General features: G+C 73.5%; 19 protein-coding genes. 12 read left to right on the plus strand and 7 right to left on the minus strand.

All coding sequences use genetic code 11. From position 1 onward, the window contains the following. Positions 1–8 precede the first annotated feature (8 nt). From FVS66_RS09610 to FVS66_RS09620, 3 genes are all read left to right on the plus strand, one after another. The gene (locus FVS66_RS09610; protein ID WP_399225213.1) at positions 9–779 is read left to right on the plus strand and encodes a GntR family transcriptional regulator; all 771 of its coding nucleotides are present in this window, start codon (positions 9–11) and stop codon (positions 777–779) included. A gap of 14 nt (positions 780–793) precedes the next feature. Continuing rightward, the gene (locus FVS66_RS09615; RefSeq protein WP_149180597.1) at positions 794–2,002 is read left to right on the plus strand and encodes a type ISP restriction/modification enzyme; all 1,209 of its coding nucleotides are present in this window, start codon (positions 794–796) and stop codon (positions 2,000–2,002) included. A gap of 102 nt (positions 2,003–2,104) precedes the next feature. After that, entirely contained in the window at positions 2,105–3,325 is a 1,221-nt protein-coding gene (locus FVS66_RS09620; protein ID WP_149180598.1) for a CaiB/BaiF CoA-transferase family protein, read from the plus strand. Between the two features lie 251 nt (positions 3,326–3,576). On the opposite strand, the gene FVS66_RS09625 is transcribed toward FVS66_RS09620, so the two are convergent. After that, positions 3,577–3,840 (minus strand): hypothetical protein, encoded by a 264-nt coding sequence (locus FVS66_RS09625; RefSeq protein ID WP_149180599.1) that lies wholly within the window; start codon positions 3,838–3,840, stop codon positions 3,577–3,579. A gap of 198 nt (positions 3,841–4,038) precedes the next feature. Between FVS66_RS09625 and FVS66_RS09630 the strand changes: the two genes are divergently transcribed. Beyond that, positions 4,039–6,168 carry a serine/threonine-protein kinase gene (locus FVS66_RS09630; protein ID WP_187645455.1) on the plus strand — a complete coding sequence of 710 codons (2,130 nt, stop codon included), beginning with the start codon at positions 4,039–4,041 and terminating at the stop codon, positions 6,166–6,168. On the opposite strand, the gene FVS66_RS09635 is transcribed toward FVS66_RS09630, so the two are convergent. After that, positions 6,165–6,974, minus strand: coding sequence for an SGNH/GDSL hydrolase family protein (locus FVS66_RS09635; protein ID WP_149180600.1), 810 nt, complete (start codon positions 6,972–6,974; stop codon positions 6,165–6,167). The two genes, FVS66_RS09630 and FVS66_RS09635, sit on opposite strands and share 4 nt — an antisense overlap. 679 nt (positions 6,975–7,653) lie before the next feature. On the opposite strand from FVS66_RS09635, the gene FVS66_RS09640 reads away from it, so the two are divergent. Genes FVS66_RS09640 through FVS66_RS09655 form a run of 4 tightly spaced genes read left to right on the plus strand, consistent with a single transcriptional unit; the run spans position 7,654 to position 11,476 of the window. Beyond that, positions 7,654–8,496, plus strand: a complete 843-nt coding sequence (locus FVS66_RS09640; protein WP_149180601.1) for a glycosyltransferase family 2 protein — start codon at positions 7,654–7,656, stop codon at positions 8,494–8,496. Then, positions 8,493–9,512, plus strand: coding sequence for a glycosyltransferase family 2 protein (locus tag FVS66_RS09645; RefSeq protein WP_262386890.1), 1,020 nt, complete (start codon positions 8,493–8,495; stop codon positions 9,510–9,512). Before FVS66_RS09640 ends, FVS66_RS09645 begins: the two co-directional genes overlap by 4 nt. A gap of 20 nt (positions 9,513–9,532) precedes the next feature. Next, positions 9,533–10,357, plus strand: coding sequence for a polysaccharide deacetylase family protein (locus FVS66_RS09650; RefSeq protein WP_149180635.1), 825 nt, complete (start codon positions 9,533–9,535; stop codon positions 10,355–10,357). A gap of 27 nt (positions 10,358–10,384) precedes the next feature. Then, a complete protein-coding gene (locus FVS66_RS09655) occupies positions 10,385–11,476 on the plus strand; it encodes a DUF5925 domain-containing protein (protein ID WP_149180602.1) in 1,092 nt (363 codons plus the stop codon). Positions 11,477–11,529: 53 nt separating this feature from the next. Here FVS66_RS09655 and FVS66_RS09660 read toward each other — a convergent pair whose 3' ends face one another. Next, positions 11,530–11,904, minus strand: coding sequence for a GntR family transcriptional regulator (locus FVS66_RS09660; protein ID WP_149180603.1), 375 nt, complete (start codon positions 11,902–11,904; stop codon positions 11,530–11,532). A 102-nt stretch (positions 11,905–12,006) separates the two neighbouring features. Here FVS66_RS09660 and FVS66_RS09665 point away from each other — a divergent pair, with 102 nt between their 5' ends. After that, entirely contained in the window at positions 12,007–12,480 is a 474-nt protein-coding gene (locus FVS66_RS09665) for a DUF402 domain-containing protein (RefSeq protein WP_149180604.1), read from the plus strand. Between the two features lie 286 nt (positions 12,481–12,766). After that, on the plus strand, positions 12,767–13,783 hold the full coding sequence (locus tag FVS66_RS09670) for a lytic polysaccharide monooxygenase (protein ID WP_149180605.1): 1,017 nt from the start codon (positions 12,767–12,769) through the stop codon (positions 13,781–13,783). 22 nt (positions 13,784–13,805) lie between these two features. On the opposite strand, the gene FVS66_RS09675 is transcribed toward FVS66_RS09670, so the two are convergent. From FVS66_RS09675 to FVS66_RS09685, 3 genes are all read right to left on the minus strand, one after another. Next, positions 13,806–14,687, minus strand: a complete 882-nt coding sequence (locus tag FVS66_RS09675) for a triacylglycerol lipase (RefSeq protein ID WP_149180606.1) — start codon at positions 14,685–14,687, stop codon at positions 13,806–13,808. 252 nt (positions 14,688–14,939) lie between these two features. After that, the gene (locus FVS66_RS09680) at positions 14,940–15,914 is read right to left on the minus strand and encodes a DNA polymerase thumb domain-containing protein (protein ID WP_149180636.1); all 975 of its coding nucleotides are present in this window, start codon (positions 15,912–15,914) and stop codon (positions 14,940–14,942) included. Positions 15,915–15,919: 5 nt separating this feature from the next. Beyond that, positions 15,920–19,402, minus strand: a complete 3,483-nt coding sequence (locus FVS66_RS09685) for a DNA polymerase III subunit alpha (protein ID WP_149180607.1) — start codon at positions 19,400–19,402, stop codon at positions 15,920–15,922. A gap of 155 nt (positions 19,403–19,557) precedes the next feature. On the opposite strand from FVS66_RS09685, the gene FVS66_RS09690 reads away from it, so the two are divergent. Next, positions 19,558–20,580 (plus strand): DUF3533 domain-containing protein, encoded by a 1,023-nt coding sequence (locus FVS66_RS09690; protein WP_149180608.1) that lies wholly within the window; start codon positions 19,558–19,560, stop codon positions 20,578–20,580. Between the two features lie 72 nt (positions 20,581–20,652). Here the strand turns inward: FVS66_RS09690 and FVS66_RS09695 are convergent, their stop codons facing one another. Continuing rightward, a complete protein-coding gene (locus tag FVS66_RS09695; RefSeq protein ID WP_149180637.1) occupies positions 20,653–21,741 on the minus strand; it encodes a S1 family peptidase in 1,089 nt (362 codons plus the stop codon). 329 nt (positions 21,742–22,070) lie between these two features. On the opposite strand from FVS66_RS09695, the gene FVS66_RS09700 reads away from it, so the two are divergent. Next, positions 22,071–22,940, plus strand: a complete 870-nt coding sequence (locus tag FVS66_RS09700) for an alpha/beta fold hydrolase (protein ID WP_149180609.1) — start codon at positions 22,071–22,073, stop codon at positions 22,938–22,940.

Raw genomic sequence — 22,940 nt, forward strand, 5'->3', positions numbered from 1 at the left:
ACCGCCGCATGCAGCAGTACGGAGATGCCGTGTCCGCCTTCGCCCCCGACTCGCTGGTCCTGAACCGCAAGCTGCCGCTCTGGTACCAGGTCTCCCAGTCCCTGCGCGCCTCGATACTGGGCCGCTCCCCCGACGCGCCGCTCCGCCTGCCCACCGAGGAGCAGCTCGCGGCGCACTACGGGGTGAGCGTGCTCACCATGCGCCAGGCGCTCAAGGAGCTGGAGGAGGAGGGCCTGATCAGCAGGCACCGGCGGCGCGGCACCTTCATCGAGCCGGGCGCCCGGCGCAGTGCCCCGCGCCGGCTGCTCGGTTCGATCGACGCGATCGTGGCGCAGCAGTCGGGTGAGCGGACCACGATCCTCGGGAGCGGCGCGGTGAAGGTGCCCGGGGAGCTGGCCGAGCACTTCCCCGACGTGGCGGAGGTCGTCACATACAAGCGGCTGCGCCGGGACGTGGAGACCGGGGAGCCGACGAACTGGGCGGAGAACGCGGTCCGACCGGACGTCGCGGACCGGATCGACCTGGCGGATCTGGAGCGCTGGCCGATGACGAAGGTGCTGCGGGACACCGTCGGGGTGCGCATCAGCCGGATCACCGACACGGTGGAGGCCCGCCTCGCGGACCCGGCGACGGCCGAGCTGCTGGAGGTCCCGCTGCTCTCGCCGATCCTCCACTACACGGGCGTGACGTACGACGAGGACGGCCGGGTGGTGGACGTGGCGCGGATCCGGTACCGGGGTGACCGGTTCTCGTTCACGGTGACGGTCGAGGCGGACTGAGCGCGGTTACTACGATGCGGCCCGTGACCGATGAGATGCCGCTGCTCGACGAGCTCATGCCCTGGTCCGTGGCGCCGTTGCGGCTGGGGCGGGAGTGGGTGGTCGCCCCTGACGTACGGACGCTGCGGGCGCGCTGGGACGCGCTGACGGCGACCGAGGGCGCGGAGCGCGAGGCCCTGTTCCGCCCGAGCCGGGCGCGGACGCCGCGCAGTGCGGTCGCCGCGCTGCCGGGGCAGCGGACCGGGACCGGGCGGCTCGCGCGGGAGTGCGGACCGTGCCCGGAGCCGGTGCGGTTGGCGTACGGGCCGTTCGACGAGCAGTGGCTGCTGCCGGACCACCGGCTCATCGACATGGCGCGGCCGGAGCTCTGGCGGGTGGCGGACGGGCGGCAGCTGTTCGCCGTGGAGCAGGGGTACGTGCCGCAGGCGGCCGGCCCCGCGCTGCTGGTGACGGCCGTCCTCCCGGACGGCCGCTCACCGGCGGGGCGCCCGGGCCGCATCCGTCCGCTGTACCGGCGCCCGGGCGGGCGGGAGCCGAACGTCACGCCGGGGCTCCTGGCACTGCTCGGGTCGCGGTACGACCGGGACGTCACCGCCGAGGACCTGCTGGCCTGGGCGGCCGCAGCGGCGCTCCCCTCGCCCGGCGGGTGCCGGGTGCCGCTGCCCGCCGACCCGGAGGTGTGGGCGTCCGGCGTGGAGCTGGGCCACCGGCTCACGGACGTCCAGCTGCGCGGCGCGCGGGGCCGGGAGCGGCCACGCCTGCCCGGCGGGCGGCGCCCCTACGTACGGGCCGCGCTCCCGCCGCACCCCGGCACTCTGGAGTACGACGCCGAGGAGGAGGTGCTGCACGTGGGCGCGGGCCGCATCGCCCCGGTCCCGGCGGCGGCCTGGGAGTTCCACATGGGCGGCGTCCGTATGCTCCCGCTCTGGTTCGAGCGCCGCACCGCCGCGCCGGAGCCGGGCACCCTGGACGCGATCCGCCCGCCGGTCTGGCCCCAGGAGTGGACGTCCGAACTCCTGGAACTCATCACCGTCCTGGCCCTCCTGGGCACCCTCGCCGACGAGCGGACCGCCCTGGCGGAGGGGCTGTCCGACGGCCCCGCACTCGCCCGCACCGACCTGCGCGCGGCGGGCGTCCTGCCGCCACCGGAGGCCACCCGCCGCCCCGCCTCCGTACTGGACCACCACGAGGAGGGTCCGGAGGGCCAGTTCGCGCTCTTGTAGCGCCGGTTGACGAAGAACCGCTCGGCAGCCGACCCGGCGGGCGGCGGGTACGCCCACCCGAAGGGGTGACAAAGGTGGTACGTACACGATAAGCACGGCTTCATGAGCACCCAGCAGCAGCGCCAGCCACTCCCCCTGCCCCTGCCCCTGGACGGGGTCACCGTCGTCGCCGTCGAGCAGGCCGTCTCCGCGCCGTTCGCCACCCGCCAGCTCGCCGACCTCGGCGCCCGGGTGATCAAGATCGAGCGCCCGGACGGGGGTGATTTCGCGCGCGGCTACGACAGCGCCGCGCACGGGCTCGCCTCGCACTTCGTCTGGTGCAACCGCGGCAAGGAGTCCCTCGCCGTCGATCTGAAGGACCCGCGCGGCAACGCGCTCGTACGGCGGCTGGTCGCGGGCGCCGATGTGTTCGTACAGAACCTGGCGCAAGGTGCTGCGGTGCGCCTGGGGCTCGACGCGTCGACGCTGTGCGCGGCGGACCCCCGCCTGATCGCCGTGGACATCTCCGGCTACGGCGCGGGCGGCCCGTACGCGCACAAGCGGGCCTACGACATGCTCGTGCAGTGCGAGGCGGGGCTGGTGTCGGTGACGGGCACGCCGGAGCAGCCGGTCAAGGCGGGAGTCCCGGCGGCCGACATCGCGGCGGCGATGTACGCGTTCTCGGGGGTGCTGGCGGCGCTGCTGCGGCGGGCGACGACGGGGCTCGGCGGGCCGGTGGAGGTCTCCATGCTGGAGTCGCTGGCCGAGTGGATGGGGCATCCGCTGCACCACGGGATGCACGGGAGCGAGGCGCCGGCGCGTACGGGTGTCGCACACGCCGTCATCGCCCCGTACGACGCCTATCCGACGGCCGACGGCGGGCAGGTGCTGCTGTCGGTGCAGAACGACCGCGAGTGGCGACGGCTCGCGGAACAGGTTCTGGAGCGGGCCGAGTTGGGCCAGGACCCGGCGTTCGCGACGAACACGGCGCGGGTGGCGAACCGGGGCAAGACCGACGCGGTGGTCGCCGAGGCGCTGGCGCGGCTGGGCACGGCGGAGGCGATCGACCGGCTGGAGGCGGCGGGTATCGCGTGCGCCCGGCTCAACACGGTGGCGGATGTGGCGGCGCATCCGCAGTTGGCGGCGCGGGACCGGTGGCGGGAGATCGGCTCTCCCGTGGGCCCGCTGCGGGCGCTGCTGCCGCCGATCACGCTGCCGGGCGGGCCGGAGCCGCTGATGGGGGCGGTGCCGGAGCTCGGGGAGCACACGGATGCGGTGCTGCGGGAGCTCGGAGTGACCGCGGAGGAGTGTGCGGCGCTTCGCCGGGACGGCGTGGTCGCTTGAGGAGCGGTGACAGCGGCGGCGAGGGCGCGCCGGACCGGAGGGCACTGGACGTAGGGTGCTGGACCGGAGGCTGACGGGCGGGGACGTCCGATCAGGGGAGCGCGGAGGAGAAGGCGGGGAGAAGAGCGGGGGGTTGGGTCTTCTTCCGGGGATCGCTGGTGAGCGGAGGGCCGGCCGGCCGTCGGGCTGCGAGCGGGCGGGGTGCGCGTGACGCGGCACATGCGCCTTCGGAACCGGCCGGGCCTCGTCGCTCAGCCGTGGTTGCCGAAGAGCGAGCGGCGCAGTCGGCGCAGCGGCGCGAAGAGCGAGACGCGTGCGCTCTTGCTCTTGTGGCTGTGCGCAACATCACGGGTCGTCAGCTCGAGCATCAGCGACGTCGCCTCCGCCGTCTCGCACTGCGGGACGGCAGGTCCCGCGAGTACCGAGAGATGGCGGTCGAGCCGCGAACTGGCCGCGCTGCTCCCGCAGGTGATCGCAGGCACGCGTGGCCTGCTGCGCACTGTTATCTGTTCCATGTCACTCCCCACCCGTACAAGGGCACCCGGCCCGGGCCAACGTTAACCCTATCGTCCCCGCCTCGCAGTCAGGTATCCCGGTATCGGGATTCACCGCACAGATACAAGGGTTGACAGTAACTCTCCGAATATGTCTGATTCCAGGGTGAGTTGGACAGTGTCTTCGTAGCCGCGCGGAGATGCGAAGGGGGACCCGCTGTGAGCGAAGGGCCGGGAGCCGGACGACTGGTGGCGGGGCGCTACCGACTGGTGGGCCCGCTGGGCGAGGGCGGTATGGGCGCGGTCTGGCGCGCCCATGACGAGGTACTGGGCCGCGAGGTCGCGGTCAAGGAGGTGCGGGCGCCGGGCGGGTTCGGTGCGGCGGACGAACGGCGGCTGTACACAAGGCTGGAGCGGGAGGCGTGGGCGACCGCGCGGATCTCGCACCGCAATGTGGTGACGGTGCACGACGTGGCGACCGAGGACGGCCGGCCGTGGATCGTGATGGAACTGGTGCGCGGGCTGACGCTGGCCGAGACGCTGTACGCGGAGGGGCCGATGCCGCCGCGCCGGGCGGCACACGTCGGCGGCGAGGTGCTGGCGGCGCTGCGCGCGGCGCACGAGGCGGGGGTGCTGCACCGGGACGTGAAGCCGGGCAACGTACTGATGGGCAACGACGGGCGCGTGGTCCTGACGGACTTCGGCATCGCGACGGTGGCCGGCACCCCGCACCTGACGGTCACGGGCGAGCTGGTCGGCTCGCCCGAGTACCTGGCGCCGGAGCGGGCCCTCGGGCGGACGGCCGGGCCGGCGTCGGACCTCTGGTCGCTGGGGGTCCTGCTGTACGCGGCGGTGGAGGGCGGCTCGCCGTTCCGCCGCGACACCGCGCTGAGCACCCTGCGCGCCGTGGTGGACGACCCGTTGCCGCCACCGCGCCGCGCGGGCGGACTGGCCCCGGTCATCGAGGTTCTCCTCCACAAGGACCCGGACAACCGCCCGTCGGCGGAGGAGACGGCGCGCCTGCTGCGGGCGGTGGCCGCGGGCGGGACGGCGGACACGGGGACGGTACGGGGGCCCGGCGTGAGCCCGGTGCCGGGGACAGGGGCGGTGCCGGGCGCGGTGCCGGGCGCGGTGCCGGGCGGCGACCCGGAGGGCCCGCCCGACGCGGGGCCGCCGGACGGGACGGCGGCAGGACACACCGTCGCGCACCCGGCTCCCGGGGCGGGCCCCGGCACGGGGTGGCCGGGCACCGGTACGGGAGACTCGGCGCCGGGGTCCGCCGGCGCGCCCCCCGGCCCTGGTCCACATACCGACGGAGGGCGGACGGCCGCGGGCGGGGCCGCGTCCGGGCAGAGCGGGCAGTACGGTACGGGCGCCGGCGCGGGAGGCGCCACATCCGGGTTCACCGCCGCGCACCCGGGCCGTGCTACGGGCCCGGCTGGAGGGCACGACGGTGCGGACGCCCGCCGCCGTTCCGGCGCCGGGGCGTCGGCGGGGGGCGGCGCCGGGGACCCGGGCCCCGGGCGGAGGGCGGTGCTCGTCACGGGCACCGTGCTGCTCGTGCTGGTGCTCGGGGGGTTGGTGTACGTGGTGCTGCGGGGGCAGGACCGGGGCGGGGGCGGGAGCGACAGCCCGCGTGCGGGCCGCCAGGTCGTGGTCGACAGCCCGTCGCCCACACCCGCGGCGTCCGCGGCGGGGGCGACACCGAGTGGGGTGGTCACGTCGGACGCGTCACCCACGGCGGCCGGTTCGGCGTCCCGGCCGGGCACGGACGCGGGGGTCGGGATGGGCGGCGGCTCCTCGGAGCCGTACCCGCAGTCCGTCCAGGTGCAGGCGCAGGCGGTGCGCGGCAGCTACCGCGGTGGGTGTCCGCCGCCCCGGGAGCGGGCCCCGTCCTTCGTGGCGACGGTGACGGTGAGCCGGGCGCCGGCGACGGTCGTCTACCGGTGGGCGACCGAGGGCGGCGAAAGCTCCGGATCCGGTTGGCGGAGCGTCGAGATCGGCGGTGACGGTTCCGCGGGCGGGAAGCGGGCGCGGGTCCACCACACCGAGCTGACGTACCGGCAGAACGGCACGCACGAGGACCGGATCCGGCTCGAGGTCCGGAGCCCGGCCCACGCGCACTCCGCCTGGGTGGCGTTCTCGGTGACGTGCCGGTACGAGCCCCCGGGAGGCGGCGGCACGACCGACGGCGGTCCCACGGGCGGGGGCCCGACAGGCGGCGGCCCCACGGACGTCGAGTCGCCCGGCACGGGCCGCCCGCCCGGCGGAGACGGCTCCGACGAAGGCGCCTCCGGCTGGGGAACGGCACCGTCCCCCAGCGCCGCGCACCCGCGCCCGTCTCCCTAGGCGGCGCTCCTGAGGACCGGCAGGTAACCGCCGGACTGGCCGTTGGCCGTGGGGTGGTAGGACTCGCCTATGTTCAGCCAGTTGACGCTGTGCAGCCACGCCGAGCCGGAGCAGATCTCATGGCCGGTGAAGGTGGGGACGACGTCCCCGAAGGTGAACCCGTGGTCGGCGGCCCGCTTCGCGGTGGCCGCGTTGAGGTGGTCGGCGGCACCGTTTATGGCGCGCCGCTCGTTCTCGGTGAGACCGACGACGCAGGAGCCGCCCAGCTTGTAGAACCGGGGGTAGCCGAGGACGACGACGCGGGCCGACGGCGCCTTGCCGCGGATGGCCGAGTAGACGGTGTCGAGGCGGCCGGGCAGCGTCGTGTCGACGTAGTTCTTCGCCTGGTTGATGCGTGCGATGCACTTGGCCTCGGACTGCAGGACGCAGGTGGTCATGACGTCGGCGAAGCCCGCGTCGTTGCCGCCGACCGTGATCGACACGAGATCGGTCGCTCCGGAGAGCGGGCCGAGCTGGTTGGCCGTCACATCGGTTGTGCGCGCGCCGGAGCAGGCGGTGAAGGCGAACGACGAGGGTGAGTTGGCGGACGCCCAGAGGGCCGGATAGGCGCGGGGTGTGCGCTTGCAGGAGCCGCTGGAGCCGTCGTAGCCGCCGGCTCCGACCCCGGAGGAGTAAGAGTCGCCCAGAGCCACGTAGTCGACGGCGGCGGCCGAGGAGTCGGCCTGCGCGGCGCCGGCCCCGATGAGGGTGAGCGCCGCGCCGATGAGGAGTGAGGACGCGAGTGCCGCGATGCGGGACGTTTTCATGAAAACCCCCTTTGGCAGGATCTCCGCCTCAATGTTCGTAGCGCGCTGCCGTGTGCATGCCAATAGTCGCGGCACAAATCCGTTGAGGGTTCACCCGGTCGGCCCGGCGCGCGACCCCGCGTCCGAGCACCCCGATCACGTCGGTTGTGCGCCGGTGGAATGGAGAGCGCCGGTGCACCCCACCGCCCCGACAGCCCGCCGGAGACCGATCCGGAACGTACGCCGGCACCCCGCACCCCACCCGGCGCTACACGGTCACTCCCCGCCGCGAAGAAGCGGAATTCGATCAGACCGCAAAAAGGATCAAATACATGCGATCACAAGACTTCGCCCCACAACCGAAGAAGTGCAACAAAAAAGCAAAAACGTGAGTCCGCACCCAAGCTCTTGCCATACAGTCTGAATTATCAATACCGTCGTACATCCACCCGCAACGGACCATCACGCGAGGCGACTCCAGGGGAGGGGTCACACGTCTCGACAACGCCGTTGCGGTGCGCGGTAGGGGGGTACGTGCTCGGCGTGTGCCGAGGCGCGTGCCGCGCGAAGCAGTGCCAGTTCACCCATTGCGTACGGAGATCCGTTCCGTCGCGTCCAGGGTGAGAACCCCCCTTTCGAACCGGACACACTTCCGGGCTGCCCAGGGGCGGGCGGTCCACCGGACGAGAGGGAACGACTCATGAACTCTTTCCTGCGCCCGGCCACCGAAGTCGCCGAGGCCGAAACCGCCGAGGCGGAGGCCGGCCGGATTTCCGCGGAATACCGGGCGATCACTTCGCATCTGGCCATCACACCGCCGGTCAGCGTGGTCATCCCGGCCATGAACGAGGCGGAGAACCTTCCGTACGTCTTCAAGACACTGCCCGACTGGGTCCACGAAGTGGTGCTGGTCGACGGCAACTCCACCGACGACACCGTCGCCGTGGCCCGTGCCCACTGGCCCGACGTCAAGGTCGTCAAGCAGGTCGGCAAGGGCAAGGGCGACGCGCTCATCAGCGGGTTCTCCGCCTGCACCGGCGACATCATCGTGATGGTCGACGCCGACGGCTCCGCCGACGGCCAGGAGATCGTCTCGTACGTCTCCGCGCTCGTCGGCGGCGCCGACTTCGCCAAGGGCTCCCGCTTCGCCAACGGCGGAGGCACCGACGACATGACGCCCGTCCGCCGGCTCGGCAACCGGCTGCTGTGCGCCATCGTCAACGCCAAGTTCGGCGCCCGCTACACCGACCTCTGCTACGGCTACAACGCGTTCTGGCGCCACTGCCTCGACTCGATCACCCTCGACTGCACCGGCTTCGAGATCGAGACCCTCATCAACATCCGCGTCGTCAAGGCGGGCCTGAAGGTCCAGGAGGTGCCCAGCCACGAGTACGTGCGCATCCACGGCGTGTCCAACCTCAACGCCGTACGCGACGGCATCCGCGTTCTCAAGGTCATCCTCGGCGAGAAGGGCGTCCGGCGCGCCGCCCGCCGCCGCCCCACCACCTTCTCGGTGAACGTGCCGCGGGGGGAGGTCTCTTGAGCGACCCGCGCGACTCCCGCGACCGCCACGACCGCAGGTTCTCCGTGGTGATCTGCGTCTACACCGAGGACCGCTGGGACGACATCCTGGCGGCGGTCGACTCCGTACGGCGCCAGTCACGGCCCGCCCTGGAGACGCTGCTCGTCGTGGACCACAACCCGGCGCTGCTGGAGAGGCTCGCCAAGGAGTACGGCGCCGACGTGGAGGAGGTGCGGGTGCTCGCCAACGCGGGCCCCCGCGGCCTCTCCGCCGGCCGCAACACCGGCATCGCCGCCTCCCGCGGCGACATCGTCGCCTTCCTCGACGACGACGCCGTCGCCGAACGGGACTGGCTGCGCCACTTCGACGCCGCGTACGACGACCCGGCGGTCGTCGCCGTGGGCGGCCGGACCGTCCCCGCGTGGGTGTCCGGCCGCCGCCCGGCCTGGTTCCCCGAGGAGTTCGACTGGATCGTCGGCTGTACGTACCGGGGCCTGCCGCCCGGCCGGGTGCGCGTGCGCAACGTACTGGGCGGCAACGCCTCCTTCCGCCGGGAGGCGTTCGACGCGGCGGGCGGCTTCGCCACCGGCATCGGGCGGGACGGCGACAGGCGGCCCCTCGGCTGCGAGGAGACCGAGCTCTGCGTCAGGCTCGGCACCGCCCTCCCCCACGCGGTCCTGCTCATCGACGACCGTGCCGTCATCCACCACAAGGTGCCCGCCGCCCGCGAGCGGTTCGGCTACTTCCGCACCCGTGCCTACGCCGAGGGCCTGTCCAAGGCACTCGTCGCACGGAGCGTCGGCGCCGGCAAGGGCCTGGAGACCGAGCGCCGCTACACCACCCGGGTCCTGCCCGCCGGAGTCGCACGCGGCCTGCGCGACTTCGTGCTCGGCAGGCCCGGCGGCGCCGGCCGCGCCGTCGCCATCGTCACCGGCGTCACGGCCGCGGCCGCCGGCTACGCGCGCGGCGCGCTGCGGGCGCGCCTCAAGGGTGGTGCGACGTTCTCGTCGGGCCCCATCCCGAAGGAGCCCACGTGAACAGGCCCGTACCGATCCTGATGTACCACGCCGTGGCGCACCGGCCGGCGAAGGCCGCGTACGGGCTGTCCGTGGCGCCCGAGGCGTTCGCCGCGCAGATGGCCGTACTGGCCGAGCAGGGCCGCACACCGCTCACCACCGCGGCGCTCGCCGAGGCGTGGCGGGCCGGGAAACCGCTGCCCGACCGGCCGGTGCTCATCACCTTCGACGACGGGTACGAGGGTGTGCACCGGCACGCCCTGCCGGTCCTCGCTGAACACGGCTTCGCCGCCACCCTGTTCGTGTCCACCGGGTGGCTGCGCGGCCCGTACGACGAGGGCGGCGCCCCGGACACCATGCTCGACTGGGGCCAGGCCCGGGAGCTCGCCGCGGCGGGCACCGAGATCGGCGGTCACACGCACACACATCCCCAGCTCGACCAGGTCGACGACGCCCGGCTGCGGTACGAGGCGGTGCGCTGCCGGGAGATCGTCGCGGCCGAGCTGGGCGCCGCGCCGGTCTCCTTCGCCTACCCGTACGGCTACTCCAGCCGGCGGGTACGGCACACGGTGCGCACCGCCGGGTTCACCCAGGCGCTGGCCGTGGGCAACGCGCTGGCGCGGCGCGCCCAGGGGCCGTACGCGCTGGAGCGGGTCACGGTGCGGCGCTCCACGGGCGTGGAGGAGTTCCGGCGGCTCGTGGAGGGGCGGGCGATCGGCCGGACGTTCGCGAGGGACCGGGCGCTGACGAAGGGGTACGCGGTGGTGCGCCGCACCCGCCGGGCGGCGGCCGTCCTCGCCGGGCAGCACCGCGGCGGCCGGGGCGGGACACATACGGAGCGGCGGGCCCAAAACCCGGTGCGTTGAGCGCGGGTGTGCCGGATCATGGGGCCCATGCCAGCCAACCCTCAGGACGCGCTGCCGATCCGGCTCACCGTCGACGACAGCGACTCTCCTTCCGATGTCGTCGACGCGCTGTTCCTCGGCCGGTTCGCGACAGGTGAGCAGCCGCACTCGCGCAGCCGCAGCCTCGACCGCGTCAAGTCCGCGTCGACGCTGCTCCCGCCGGGCGCCGAGGTGCTGCGGTCGGCCCGCGCGGACGACCGCAGCGCCGTCCTCGCGGAGGGCGACGGCTGGACCGTGCTTGTCTCCCGCTGGAACCGGGGTGCGGACGTCACGGTCACCGCGGTCGACACCGAACTGGCCGAACGGATCCTGAAGGAGGCCACGGACGGCGCCCAGGAGGAGCCCGAGCCGCGGCCCGAGAACGTCAGCATGGGCTTCTGGTACCTGTCGCCGCGGCGCGGCCCGCACCGTACGACACGGCAGATCGCCGCCGGGGAGTGGGACGAGGTGCGGCCCAACTACACCGCGCCCGTGGCGGACGCGCTGGACCGGCTGATGAAGGTCACCCCCGACGACATCGCGGGGCGGCTGCTGCTCCTGCACGGCCCGCCGGGCACCGGCAAGACGTCCGCGCTGCGCACGCTGGCCCGGTCGTGGCGCGACTGGTGCCAGGTGGACTGCGTCCTGGACCCGGAGCGGCTCTTCGGCGACATCGGGTACCTGATGGACATCGCGATCGGCGAGGACGACGGCACGGCGAAGGGCCGCTGGCGGCTGCTGCTCCTGGAGGACTGCGACGAGCTGATCCGCGGCGAGGCCAAGCACACGGCGGGCCAGGCTCTGTCGCGTCTCCTGAACCTGACGGACGGGCTGCTGGGGCAGGGCCGCAATGTCCTCGTCGGCGTCACCACCAACGAGGACCTCGAACGCCTCCACCCGGCGGTCGTCCGCCCCGGCCGCTGCCTGGCCCGCATCGAGGTCGGCCCGCTGACCCGCGCGGAGGCGGTGAGCTGGCTGGGCACCGAGGAGGGCGTCGGCCGCGACGGCGCGACGCTGGCGGAGCTGTACGCCCTGCGCCGCGGCACGAGCCCGGCATCGCTGCCGGAACCACGAGCCCGTGAGGCGGGCCTGTACTTGTAGGCGTGGCCGGCACCGGGTGGTCGCGGGGCCGTCGTGGCGGTGCGCCTCGGTGTCTAGGAGCCGTACGTCGCCCGCAGGGCGTCCGTCACCGCGGCCTGGGCCTGTGCCCGGGTGAGGCCCAGGCGGTGGGCCTCACGCGCGTACGCGGCGGCCGCGGCGGCGGCGTGGCGTTCCGCGGCGTCGCCTGCGGCGGCGACGAACGTGCCGGCGCGGCCGCGGGTCTCGATGACCCCGTCGGTCTCCAGCGCCCGGTACGCCTTGGCGACCGTGTTCGCGGCCAGGCCCAGGTCCTGGGCGAGGCCGCGCACGGTCGGCAGCTTGTAGCCGACGGGGAGCCGGCCGGTGCGGGCCTGCTCGGCGATCTGGGCGCGCAGCTGTTCGTACGGCGGGGTGGCCGCGTCCGGTTCAAGGGCGAGCTTCAAGGTCACGTGCCGATTCTCCCCCACGCGGCGAAGACGGGAGGCGACCGCGCGGAGAAGTGCGTAGCGTGCCGCTGGTCCGCTACGAGATCCGCGCCACGGAGGTACGGCATGTCCGCACGCCCGATCGACGTCGTCCTGGTCAAGGCGGGCCGCACGAAGATCCGGTATCCCGCCGAAGTCATCGCCGACGACGGGGTGTTGCTCACCGTCCGGGCCGCTTGGGCCGGAGGCGTGGTCCGGGACTTCGGGTTCGTGCGGTTCGAACCGGGTGATGTGTTCACGGAGCACTACTGGCGGGACCGCTGGTACTCCGTGAAGGAGGTGCGGGCCGCCGACGGCTCGCTGAAGGGCTGGTACTGCGACATCACCCGGCCCGCGTCCGTCACCGCCACCGAGGTGACCGTCGAGGACCTCGACCTGGACCTGTGGGTGTCGGCGGACCGCGGCCAGGTGCTTCGGCTGGACGAGGACGAGTTCGCGGCGAGCGGCCTCGCCGAGCGCGATCCGGACGCGGCGGCGCGTGCGGTGGAGACGCTGGACGCACTGGAGGCCCTGGCCCGTCGGGGAGGCGTCCTGCGGTAGGCGGCGGTCTCGGCCCGCGGTGCGCGCGCCGCAGCCGGTCGATCTTCCTGAGGGGCTGCTTAGTGCCACCTTAAGCGGAGCATAAGGATCGCCATCTACCGCCCTGAGCAGGCGAATTCGCGGATTCGAGGGGCTAGCGTGCTGGTCGCTGGGGCTGGTTCGGGCCATCGGTGCTGTCGGGGGGCCGCGCCGCTCGTCCGTCCGGTCCCATGGTCGCCGCCCGGGCGTCCCCCGGGCTCGGCACCACCCCCCACACCCGCTGTTCCCCCGAAGGAGAACCGTCCCCATGACCACTGCTCAGCGAACCGCAGCCACCGCGCTCACCCTCGCCGTCGTACCGCTCGTCCTGGCCGGACCGGCCGCCTCCCCCGCCGCCGCGCACGGGTCGATGACCGACCCGGTCAGCCGGGTGTCGGCGTGTCACGCCGAGGGGCCCGAGAGCCCGAAGTCGGCTGCCTGCAAGGCGGCCGTCACGGCCAGTGGCACGCAGGCGTTCTACGACTGGAACGAGGTCAACATCGGCGACGCGGCCGGCCGGCACCGCGAACTCATCCCGGACGGGAAGCTGTGCAGCGCGGGCCGTGACAAGTACAAGGGCCTCGATCTGGCGCGCGCCGACTGGCCGGCCAGCCCCATGAGCGCGGGCAGCCACACCTTCCGGTACCGGGCGACCGCACCGCACCGAGGCTCGTTCGAGCTGTATGTCACCAAGGAGGGATACGACCCGTCCAAGCCGCTGACCTGGGCGGACCTGGAGGAGAAGCCGTTCGCGAAGGTCACCGACCCGAAGCTGGAGAACGGCTCGTATGTCTTCGAGGGCACGGTCCCGGCCCGGTCCGGCCGCCACCTCGTCTACTCGATCTGGCAGCGGTCCGACTCCCCCGAGGCGTTCTACACCTGCTCCGACGTCGTCTTCGGCGGCGATGCCGGCGCGTCCGGCCCGACCGCTTCGGCGCCCAGTGAGCAGCAGATCGCGGACGACGCCGACAAGTCGACCGTCGACCACGGCGGCAAGGGCGACCACAGCGGCGAGGGCCACCAGGAGGGGGCGCCCGCCCCTGCCGGCAACGCTCCTGAGCCCAAGGGCGCAGGGGCCTCGCCCTCGCCGCTTGCCGACGCCGCGCCGGGCACCGGACCGAGCACCGCGCCGGGCACCGCACCGGGCAGCGGCGGCAGCCCCGCGCCCAACCTCGCCGCCACCGGCGGCGACGGCACGGCCCCGTACGTCGCCGTCGGCGGTGTCGCGGTCCTGGGCCTCGGCGCGGCCCTGCTGTTCGGCGCGGCCCGCCGCCGGGCTTCCTGACGCCGGGCGGCGGCGCGGCCGGTCAGCCGAAGACCGACGCGCAGGTGGTGGGCGTCGCGTGCGCGGGGTCGAGCGCGTTGGCGACCTCGTGGAAGGCGATCCGGCTGAACAGCCCGATCGACGCGTGCTCGGAGAAGTCGAGCGGGCAGAGGTCCTGCAGGAGCACGTTCCGTACTCCGGGCCCGTCGAGGTAGTTCGACCGGTACGGCGTGGCGACCTGGTCGTACTTGGTGGCGATGACCGTATACCGGACACCGGGCACGGTGTCGCCGCCCTCGTTGAGCTTCTGGAGGAAGGCGGAGCCCGGCACCTGGTCGGCGAGGGCGGGCGTCTTCTCGCTGATGAGGTCGGCCGCGCCCGGGAAGTAGGGCAGCAGCCTGGTGAGGCCCATCAGCGAGGCGCCGTGGTTGTCGGGGGCGAGGCCGACGAGGGCGTTCACCTTGGCGGCGCCGCCGAGGAACTTCAGGTAGTGACGGGGCATCATGCCGCCCTGGGAGTGTCCGACGATGTCGGCCTCGGGCGCGCCGGTGGCGGCCAGCACCTTGTCCACGAAGACGTCGAGCTGCTCGGCGGACTTGGCGATGGGGCCGAGGCCGTGGAAGAACGGCACGCCGGGCAGCTGCCCGTAGTCGAGGGAGTAGACACAGTAGCCCCGCCGCACCAGGTAGGGGGCGAGACCCAGCCAGTTGTCGACGGAGTTGCCGAGGGTGCCGTGGACCAGGACGACGGGGCGGGGGTGGGCGGCGGACGGCTTGCAGGAGTAGTCGTTCCAGCCCCGGCTGGGCGCCGTGGTCGCCTGTGCCGCGCTTGCCGGGGCGAGAACGGCGGCGACGATGAGGACGAGAGCGGTGGTCAGGGCTCTGAGCGCACGGCGGAGGCGTGCGGGCAGGCGTGGGGGCAGCATCGAGTGGTCTCCTCGCGGCTCAAGGAAAAGGGCGATGGCGGTACGCCCCAGCGGCCCGGACCACTGATGGGGGGTGGCGCGGCATGGGGGCCGCGCTCAGGCCAAGTTACGTACGGGTAGCCCCAAGAGGGAAGTTACGTGCTGGTAAAAAATGCCCGGATGTCTTCGTTCCGCGCTACGGAGTGTCCGGCGGATCACCGCGACACCGTGGCCGGGCGCCCTCGCGGCCCAGGCGTGGGCCGTCGGCTCCGGCTATGCCGCGAGTGCGCCGGGGATGACCGCGCCCGGTCCGAACCTGGCCCTGGCGCGGTCCGCGGCCGCTTCGAGGCGTCGCGCCTTCTCCTCGGCCGGGTCGAGGGAGAGCTGGTGCGCGGCCTGTTCGGCGGGCATGAGGCCCTCGGCGCGCAGGGCGAGACCGCGTACCCGGGCACGCTGCAGCCCGAGCCCGTCGTGCAGTGCGTACGCGACGGAGGTCAGCTCCGCGGAGTGCGCGGTCGGCTCGCGCAGGGTGCGCTCGCGGGTGGTGGTGGAGCGGTCGGCGTACCGGACGGTGAGGGTGAGCGCGCGGCACACCTGGCCGTCGGCCCGCATACGGGCGCCCAGTTCCTGGGCGAGGGAGAGCAGGGCCCGGCGGTGCCGGTCGTGGTCGAGTTCGTCACGCGGGAAGGAGCGTTCGGCGGCGACGGAGCAGGCCGCGGCGTTGGGGACGACCTGGGTGCGGTCGGTGCCCCGTGCCCGCTCCCACAGCTCGCGCCCGGCGCGTGCGCCGACGATCCGCTGGAGCACGGCGAGGGGTGCGTCGGCGACCCGGCCGACGGTGTCGAGCCCGTACGAGCGGAGGGTGCGGGCGGTGACCCGGCCGACCCCGTCGAGCGCGGAGACCGGCCGGTCGCGCAGGAAGCCGGCGGGGTCGGTCACCGCCAGGGTGGTGCCGGGCCCGGCCTGCCGGGCGGCCATGCGGGCGAGCATCGGGTTGGGCCCGGCGCCGATGACGCAGTCCACGCCGTACAGGGCGAGCGCCCGGACGCGGATCACAGCGGCCAGTTCGGCGGGGCCACGCCCGAAGTACCGTACGGCGCCGCGCAGATCGGCGAGCGCGGCGTCCGGCGGGTCGGCCTGCACGACCGGGGTGAACTCGCCTAGGAGCGCGAGGAGCTGCGGCAGCAGCGCCTCGGCCTCTCCCCTCTCGTGAGCGGCTTCGAGCGCGAAGCGTACGTAGAGGATCATCCCGGTCACCCCGCGCTCCCCTGGCTCTGGTGCCACAGCTTCCGGCCGGGCGCCGCGCCCTCGCCGGCGGGACGCAGGTCCGCCCAGGGGTGCATCTCGTATCCGGTGGGCATCGTGATCCGGCGGTCGTCGCCCGTCGGCTGCCCGGCGGCGGCCGGGCCCGTTTCCGCCAGCCGGGCGGCGACCGCGTCCAGGCCGCCGTCGCGGCGGAGCTCGACGAGTTCGGCGAGGTTCCAGGCGGCCGAGCCGACCACGCTGAGGCTGCGCGGGCCGCGCCGCTGGACGACCCCTCGCACCAGCAGCAGCCAGGAGTGGAAGACCGTGTGGGCGCACCGCTCGTGACTGTCGTCGAAGAAGGCGAGGTCGACCAGTCCGGTGCCGTCGTCGAGGGTGGTGAAGATGACGCGCTTGCCCGAGCGGACGGGCGGGGTCTGGGTGGCCGCCTTGGCGCCCGCGACGAGCACGGTCCTGCCGTGCCCGGCGGTGCGCAGCCGCTGGGCGGTGACGACGCCGAGCTCCTCCAGGAACGCCTGGTGGTCGCTCATCAGGTTGCGGGAGGCGTCCATGGAGAGGACGCCCAGTTCGGCGCTGAGCCGTTCGGCGTCGGTGAGGTCGGGCAGCCCGACGGGCGCGGACCTGCGGCCGCCGGCGAGCGGCAGCTGGTCGCCGTACGAGCCGGTGCCCCGCTGGACGCGGTGGAGTTCGGCGAGGTGGAGCAGCAGGTCGCGGCGGTTGCCGCCGAACGCGTCCAGTCCGCCGACCTGGGCGAGCCGTTCGGCGACGGGGCGGCTGGGGCGGGCCCGCTCCCAGAAGTCCAGGAGGGACGCGTACGGCTGGCCCGCCTCGATACGGGCGGCCTCCGCCTCGCTGATGCCGTGGACATCGGAGAGCGCGAGCCGCAATCCCCATGTACCGGGCGAACCGGGTGCATGACCTGACATGGAACCAGACACCAGTTCGATACGGTGTGCGACGCCCGACCGGTTCACATCCAGCGGCAGCACCGGCACCCCCTGCCGTCGCGCGTCCGCCAGCAGCAGCCGCTTCGGGTACATCCCCGGGTCGTGGGTGAGCAGCCCGGCGTAGAAGGCCGCCGGATGATGGGCCTTCAGCCAGGCCGACTGGTACGTCGGAACGGCGAAGGCCACCGCGTGCGCCTTGCAGAAGCCGTACGAGCCGAACGCCTCGACGATCTCCCAGGTGTGCGCGACGACGTCGTCCGCGTACCCCTTCTCCTTCGCCTTCTGCTCGAACCACACCCTGATGCGCCCCTGCGACTCGGGGTCGGACAGGCCGCGCCGTACCGCGTCGGCCTCGTCCCGGCCGCAGCCGGTCAGGATGTCCAGGATCTTGATGACCTGCTCGTGGAAGACCACGACGCCGTATGTCTCACGCAGCGCCTCCTCCAGGTCCGGGTGCGGGTAGCGGACCGGGGAGCGGCCGTGCCGGGCGGCGATGAACGGGCGGACCATGTCGGCCGCGACCGGGCCCGGCCGGAACAGCGAGATGTCGACGACCAGGTCGTGGAAGGTGGACGGCTGGAGCCGGCCGATCAGATCGCGCTGGCCCGGCGACTCGATCTGGAAGCAGCCGAGCGTCTCGGTGGACCTGATGAGCCGGTATGTCGCCGGGTCGCCCGGCCTGACCTGGGCCGGGTCGTCGATGTCGACCCGCTCCCCCGTCGTCCGCCCGATCTCGGCGACCGCGTGCGCCATCGCCGACTGCATCCGCACGCCGAGCACATCGAGCTTGAGCAGGCCCAGCTCCTCCACGTCGTCCTTGTCGAACTGGGACATGGGGAAGCTCTCGCCGCTGGTCGGCACCACCGGGGTGCGGGAGAGCAGCGAGGAGTCGGAGAGCAGCACCCCGCACGGGTGCATGGCGACACCGCGCGGCAGCGCGTCCAGTGCCTCGACCAGCTCCCACAGCCTCCCGTATCTGTCCCGCTCGCCGGCGAGTTCGCGCAGCTCGGGCAGTTCGTCCAGGGCGGCGCGGGCGTCGCGGGCGCGGATGTGCGGGAACGACTTGGCGATCCGGTCGATGTCGGCCGGGTCCATGGACAGGGCGGCGCCCACGTCCCGTACGGCGTGGCGGACGCGGTAGGTCTCGGGCATGGCGACGGCGGCGACCCGCTCGGGGCCGAAGCGGTCGAGGATCGCCCGGTAGACCTCCAGACGGCGGGCGGACTCCACGTCGATGTCGATGTCGGGCAGCGCGGGCCGCCGCACCGACAGGAACCGCTCCATCAGCAGGTCCTGTTCGACGGGGTCGGCGTGGGCGACACCGAGCAGGTGGTTGACGAGGGAGCCGGCGCCGGAGCCGCGCGCGGCGACCCGGACGCCCATGCCCCGTACGTCGTCGACGACCTGGGCGACGGTGAGGAAGTACGTGGCGAAGCCGAGCCGTTCGATGGTGCGCAGCTCGTCCTCGAGGCGGGTCCAGTAGGCGCGCTTGCGGTCGTGGCCGCGCAGCAGCATCCCGGCGGCGCAGCGCGAGCGCAGCACCCGCTCGGCGGTGCGGCGGCCGGCGCCGACGAGGTGGGGTTCGGGGAAGTGGACGGTGCCGATGCCGAGGTCGTCCTCGGGGTCGACGAGGCACTCGCCGGCCGTCTCCTCGGTGAGGGCGAGCAACCGGTGCGCGGAGTCGCGGCGCAGCCCGGCGGCCTCGGCGACACGCTCGGCGGCGCCGGCCATGGCGGCGGGGTCCTTGAGCCAGCGCTCTCCGCTGTCCAGGCCCTTGCGCGGGTCGACGGGGACGAGGCGGCGGGCCGCGTCGAGGACGTCGGCGACCGGGCCCTGGCCGGGGTCCGCGTACCGTACCGCGTTGCTCAGGACGGGGCGTACGCGCTGGTCGGCGGCGAAGCCGAGGGTGCGGGCGGCCTGCCGGAGGGAGCCGGGCCCGGTGCCGGTGCGGCCGTGGTGGACGACCTCAAGGCGCAGGGCGTCGCCGTACACCTCGCGCCAGGGGGCGAGGAGCCGGGCGGCGCGGTCGGGGCGGCCGGAGGTGAGGGCGCGGCCGACATCGGAGTCGGGGCCGAGGAGGACGGTCAGGTCGTCGCCGTGGTTGTCGGCCCAGGGCAGCAGCACGGGCGCGCCGGCCGTGTGCCCCGGGAGAGCCGCGTGGGCGGCGGTGATCATCCGGCACAGGGCGGCCCAGCCGTGCCGGGAGCGGGCCAGGAAGAGGGCGCGGGGCGCGGACTCGTCGACGAAGGCGCCACCGCGTACGGGGGTGCGGCGCCGCTCGGTGGGGCCCGTGGGCTCCTGTGCGGCGCGTCCGCCGATCGCGAGGTCCACGCCGAACAGGGGCCGTACGCCTTCCTTCGCGCAGGACCGGGCGAACCGTACGGCTCCGGCGACGGTGTCGCGGTCGGTGAGGGCGACGGCGTCCATACCGCGCTCGGCGGCGCGGGCGGCCAGCCGCTCCGGGTGCGAGGCCCCGTAGCGCAGGGAGAAGCCCGACACGGTGCGCAGATGCGTGAACCCTGGCATCCGCACCTCCTGGTCGTTCCGAACCTCACCACCCCCTACCGCACCACCATAGACCAAACTCGAACTAATGTACGACTTCGTTCGAGCTTACTGCTCCTCAACCATTCGGGCCCGTCCCACCTGCGGAAACGGGTCCCGGCCCGCAGCGTGGGGGCATGACGCTCGCCTCCGAGATGCGCAGTGCCGTCACGCCCAGGGCCGCGCTGCTGGTCATCGGCGTACTCGCGCTCCAGCTGCTGTTCATCGCCTCCTACGTGGGCGCCCTGCACGACCCCACGCCCAGGAACGTCCCCTTCGGGGTCGCCGCACCGGGGCTCGGCGGGGAACAGGCCGCCCAGCGGCTGAACCGGCTGCCCGGCGACCCGCTCGACGCGCGCTCGGTGACCGACGAGGCGGAGGCCCGGAAGCAGATCCTCGAACGGGAGATCTACGGTGCCCTCGTAGTGAACCCCGAGGGCACCACCGACACCCTGCTCGTCGCCTCCGGCAGCGGGACGGTCCTCGCCTCCTCCCTGGAGCGGATCATCACGGCGGCGGAGCTGCCCCAGCGACGCACGGTCCGCACCCTCGACGTGGCCCCGGCCTCCGACGAGGACTTCGACGGGCTGTCCGCGTTCTACCTCGTCGTGGGCTGGTGCGTGGGCGGCTATCTGCTCGCCTCGGTCCTGGCGATCAGCGCGGGCGCCCGGCCCATGAACATCCAGCGCGCGATCATCCGTCTCGCCGTACTGGCGCTGTCGGCGGTCCTCGGCGGCCTGGGCGGCGCGCTCATCGTCGGCCCCGTCCTCGGCGCCCTGCCCGGCAGCGTGGCGGCCCTGTGGGGCCTGGGCGCCCTGGTGGTCTTCGCGGTCGGCGCACTCACCCTCGCCCTCCAGGCGCTGACCGGGATCGTCGGCATCGGCCTGGCCGTTCTGATCATCGTGATCGCGGGCAATCCGAGCGCGGGCGGCGCCTTCCCGGGTCCGATGCTGCCCGACTTCTGGCGGGCGATCGGCCCGGCCCTGCCGCCGGGGGCGGGCACCTGGGCGGCGCGCTCGATCGCGTACTTCAAGGGCAACGCGATCTCGGGCTCACTCCTGGTGCTCGCGATCTGGGCTCTCGCCGGCACGGTGGTCGCCCTGACCGTGTCGTCGCTGCGCCGCGACAACGGCACGCCGGGCAAGCCGATCGGCACATGACGCGGCCGGACACGACGTGGGCCCGTACGGTGAACGTCGCACCGTACGGGCCCCTCGCCTCAGGACCGCGGGTCAGCCGATCCGGGCCCCGTACGCCTCCAGGGCCTCCGTGACGGGCTGGAAGAAGGTCGTGCCGCCGGAGGTGCAGTCGCCGCTGCCCCCGGAGGTGAGGCCGACGGCCGCGTTACCGGAGAAGAGCGAACCGCCGCTGTCGCCGGGCTCGGCGCAGACCGTGGTCTGGATGAGCCCCTCGACGATCTGGCCGTTGCCGTAGTTGACGGTGGCGTCGAGGCCGGTGACCTGGCCGTCGTGCACCTGGGTGGTGGAGCCGCTGCGGATCACCCGCATTCCCACGGTCGCCTCGGCGGCGCCGACGATCTCCTGGCCGTTGCCGTTGTAGAGGTTGACGGCGCTCGGGGCGTCGACGTTCACGTCGTACCTCACCAGCGCGAAGTCGTTGCCGGGGAACTGCGAGTCGACCATCGTGCCGATCGCGGGGCCGCCCTGGGTGTCGGACCACTGGGAGCCGGTGCCGCCGCAGTGGCCGGCGGTGAGGAAGTGCGGCTCGCCGTCCTTGACGACGTTGAAGCCCAGCGAGCAGCGGCCGCCGCCGGTGTGGATGGCGTCGCCACCGGCGACGAAGGGCCTGAACGCGCCGGCGGACCGCTTCAGTTCCGCCTTCGAGCCGAGCCGCTTCACCACCTGAGTGAGCTTCTCCCAGGACGCGCCCTTGACGGTGCTGTCCGCGGTGACGACCACCTTGTTGGTGACCGGGTCGACGGCCCATGACGTGCCGGGCATGGTCGCCCGGGTCTTCAGCGTCTGCCGGGCACCCTTCAGCTCGGCGAGGGAGTGCTCGACGACCCTGGCCTTGCCGCCGGCCTCACGGACCATGTCGGCGGCGGACTCGTCGACGACGTTCACCACGAGGGTGCGTGACCCGGTGTCGTAGTAGGCGCCTGCGGTGCCGGCGTCGCCCAGCCTCGCGTCGAGCGAGGAGGCGAGCTTTCCGGCCGCGTCGGCGGACAGGACCTTCACCTCGAACTGCCGTACATCGTCGCTGGCGTTCGCAGTCTGGAACGTGACCGCTGCTCCCAGCAGAGCCACGACGGCTCCGCCCGCTATGACCGCACTCCTCTTGGGCATGCGTCGGTGCTTCAACATCGACCTCCTGTGGGGGCCGTGCCCGGGCAAGTGGGGTGCCCTGGCACGGAGGATGGGTCCTCCACTATTCCGATGCCAACAGGCGGCGCACAAGGTCGACTTCAGGACGTGCACACGATCGGCACAACGCGCCCCTGAGACATCGGGCCATCCCGGTCACCACTGGTCGGTTCCGACTGCGAACACCGCGTGCGATGACCGGCTGGACAGCACGTAAGGTCTAGTCCTGTCTTGTTTTCTCTCCATTCCCCCGCAAGACCCCGATGAGACATCATCAAGGGGGACGGAAACCGAACGCGGGGCAACTCCGGGTCAGGAGGCGGGTCTTGAGACGTCGGGTGCGCACCGCGGACGGCAGGCGTCTGATGGTGGAACGTCTCGGGGATCCGCACGGCAGCCCCGTCTTCCTGCTGCACGGCACGCCCGGCAGCAGACTCGGCCCCGCACCCCGGGGCCTGGTGCTCTACCAGCGCGGCATGCAGCTCATCGCGTACGACCGCCCCGGCTACGGCGGTTCCGACCGGCTGCCCGGGCGCAGCGTCGCCGATGTCGTCCACGACGTGACGGCCATCGCCGACGCCCTCGGCCTGGAACGGTTCGCCGTGGTGGGCCGCTCGGGCGGGGCGCCGCACGCCCTGGCGTGCGCGGCGCTCCTCCCGGAGCGGGTGACCCGCACGGCCACGCTGGTGACCCTGGCCCCCCGGGACGCGGACGGCCTCGACTGGTTCGAGGGCATGACCGCGCACAACGTCCGCGAGTACGAGGCCGCCACGGTGGACCCGGACGGCGTGGCCGCCCGCCTCACCCCGCGTGCGGAGGCGATCCGCCGGAACCCCGTCCAGCTCCTCGACGACCTGCGCCGCGAACTGACGCTCCCGGACCGCCTGGTCGTCAAGGACGCGGGCGTCCGCTCCATGCTGCTCCGCAACTACCAGGAGGCGTTGCGCACCTCCCCGTACGGCTGGATCGACGACGCCCTGGCGTTCTGCAGCCCGTGGGGGTTCGACCCGGCGGACATCCCGGGCGAGGTCCTGCTCTGGCACGGTGAGCAGGACGTCTTCTCCCCGCCCGGGCACTCCCGGTGGCTCGCCGAACGCATCCCGGGGGCGACGGCCGTACTCGAACCGGCCGCCGCCCACTTCGACGCGCTGCACGCGCTGCCCCGCGTCCTCACCTGGCTGCTGTCCGCCGGCTGA

The sequence above is a fragment of the Streptomyces sp. TRM49041 genome (assembly GCF_008271805.1).
Taxonomy (GTDB): Bacteria; Actinomycetota; Actinomycetes; order Streptomycetales; family Streptomycetaceae; genus Streptomyces.

Coding starts and splice junctions, on each gene's coding strand:
- FVS66_RS09680 (WP_149180636.1), bottom strand. CDS start 15,914: ATGATCCTCTACGTACGCTTCGCGCTCGAAGCCGCTCACGAGAGGGGA.
- FVS66_RS09685 (WP_149180607.1), bottom strand. CDS start 19,402: ATGCCAGGGTTCACGCATCTGCGCACCGTGTCGGGCTTCTCCCTGCGC.
- FVS66_RS09675 (WP_149180606.1), bottom strand. CDS start 14,687: ATGCTGCCCCCACGCCTGCCCGCACGCCTCCGCCGTGCGCTCAGAGCC.
- FVS66_RS09650 (WP_149180635.1), top strand. CDS start 9,533: ATGTACCACGCCGTGGCGCACCGGCCGGCGAAGGCCGCGTACGGGCTG.
- FVS66_RS09620 (WP_149180598.1), top strand. CDS start 2,105: ATGAGCACCCAGCAGCAGCGCCAGCCACTCCCCCTGCCCCTGCCCCTG.
- FVS66_RS09640 (WP_149180601.1), top strand. CDS start 7,654: ATGAACTCTTTCCTGCGCCCGGCCACCGAAGTCGCCGAGGCCGAAACC.
- FVS66_RS09625 (WP_149180599.1), bottom strand. CDS start 3,840: ATGGAACAGATAACAGTGCGCAGCAGGCCACGCGTGCCTGCGATCACC.
- FVS66_RS09635 (WP_149180600.1), bottom strand. CDS start 6,974: ATGAAAACGTCCCGCATCGCGGCACTCGCGTCCTCACTCCTCATCGGC.
- FVS66_RS09665 (WP_149180604.1), top strand. CDS start 12,007: ATGTCCGCACGCCCGATCGACGTCGTCCTGGTCAAGGCGGGCCGCACG.
- FVS66_RS09670 (WP_149180605.1), top strand. CDS start 12,767: ATGACCACTGCTCAGCGAACCGCAGCCACCGCGCTCACCCTCGCCGTC.
- FVS66_RS09690 (WP_149180608.1), top strand. CDS start 19,558: ATGACGCTCGCCTCCGAGATGCGCAGTGCCGTCACGCCCAGGGCCGCG.
- FVS66_RS09615 (WP_149180597.1), top strand. CDS start 794: ATGCGGCCCGTGACCGATGAGATGCCGCTGCTCGACGAGCTCATGCCC.
- FVS66_RS09655 (WP_149180602.1), top strand. CDS start 10,385: ATGCCAGCCAACCCTCAGGACGCGCTGCCGATCCGGCTCACCGTCGAC.
- FVS66_RS09610 (WP_399225213.1), top strand. CDS start 9: ATGCAGCAGTACGGAGATGCCGTGTCCGCCTTCGCCCCCGACTCGCTG.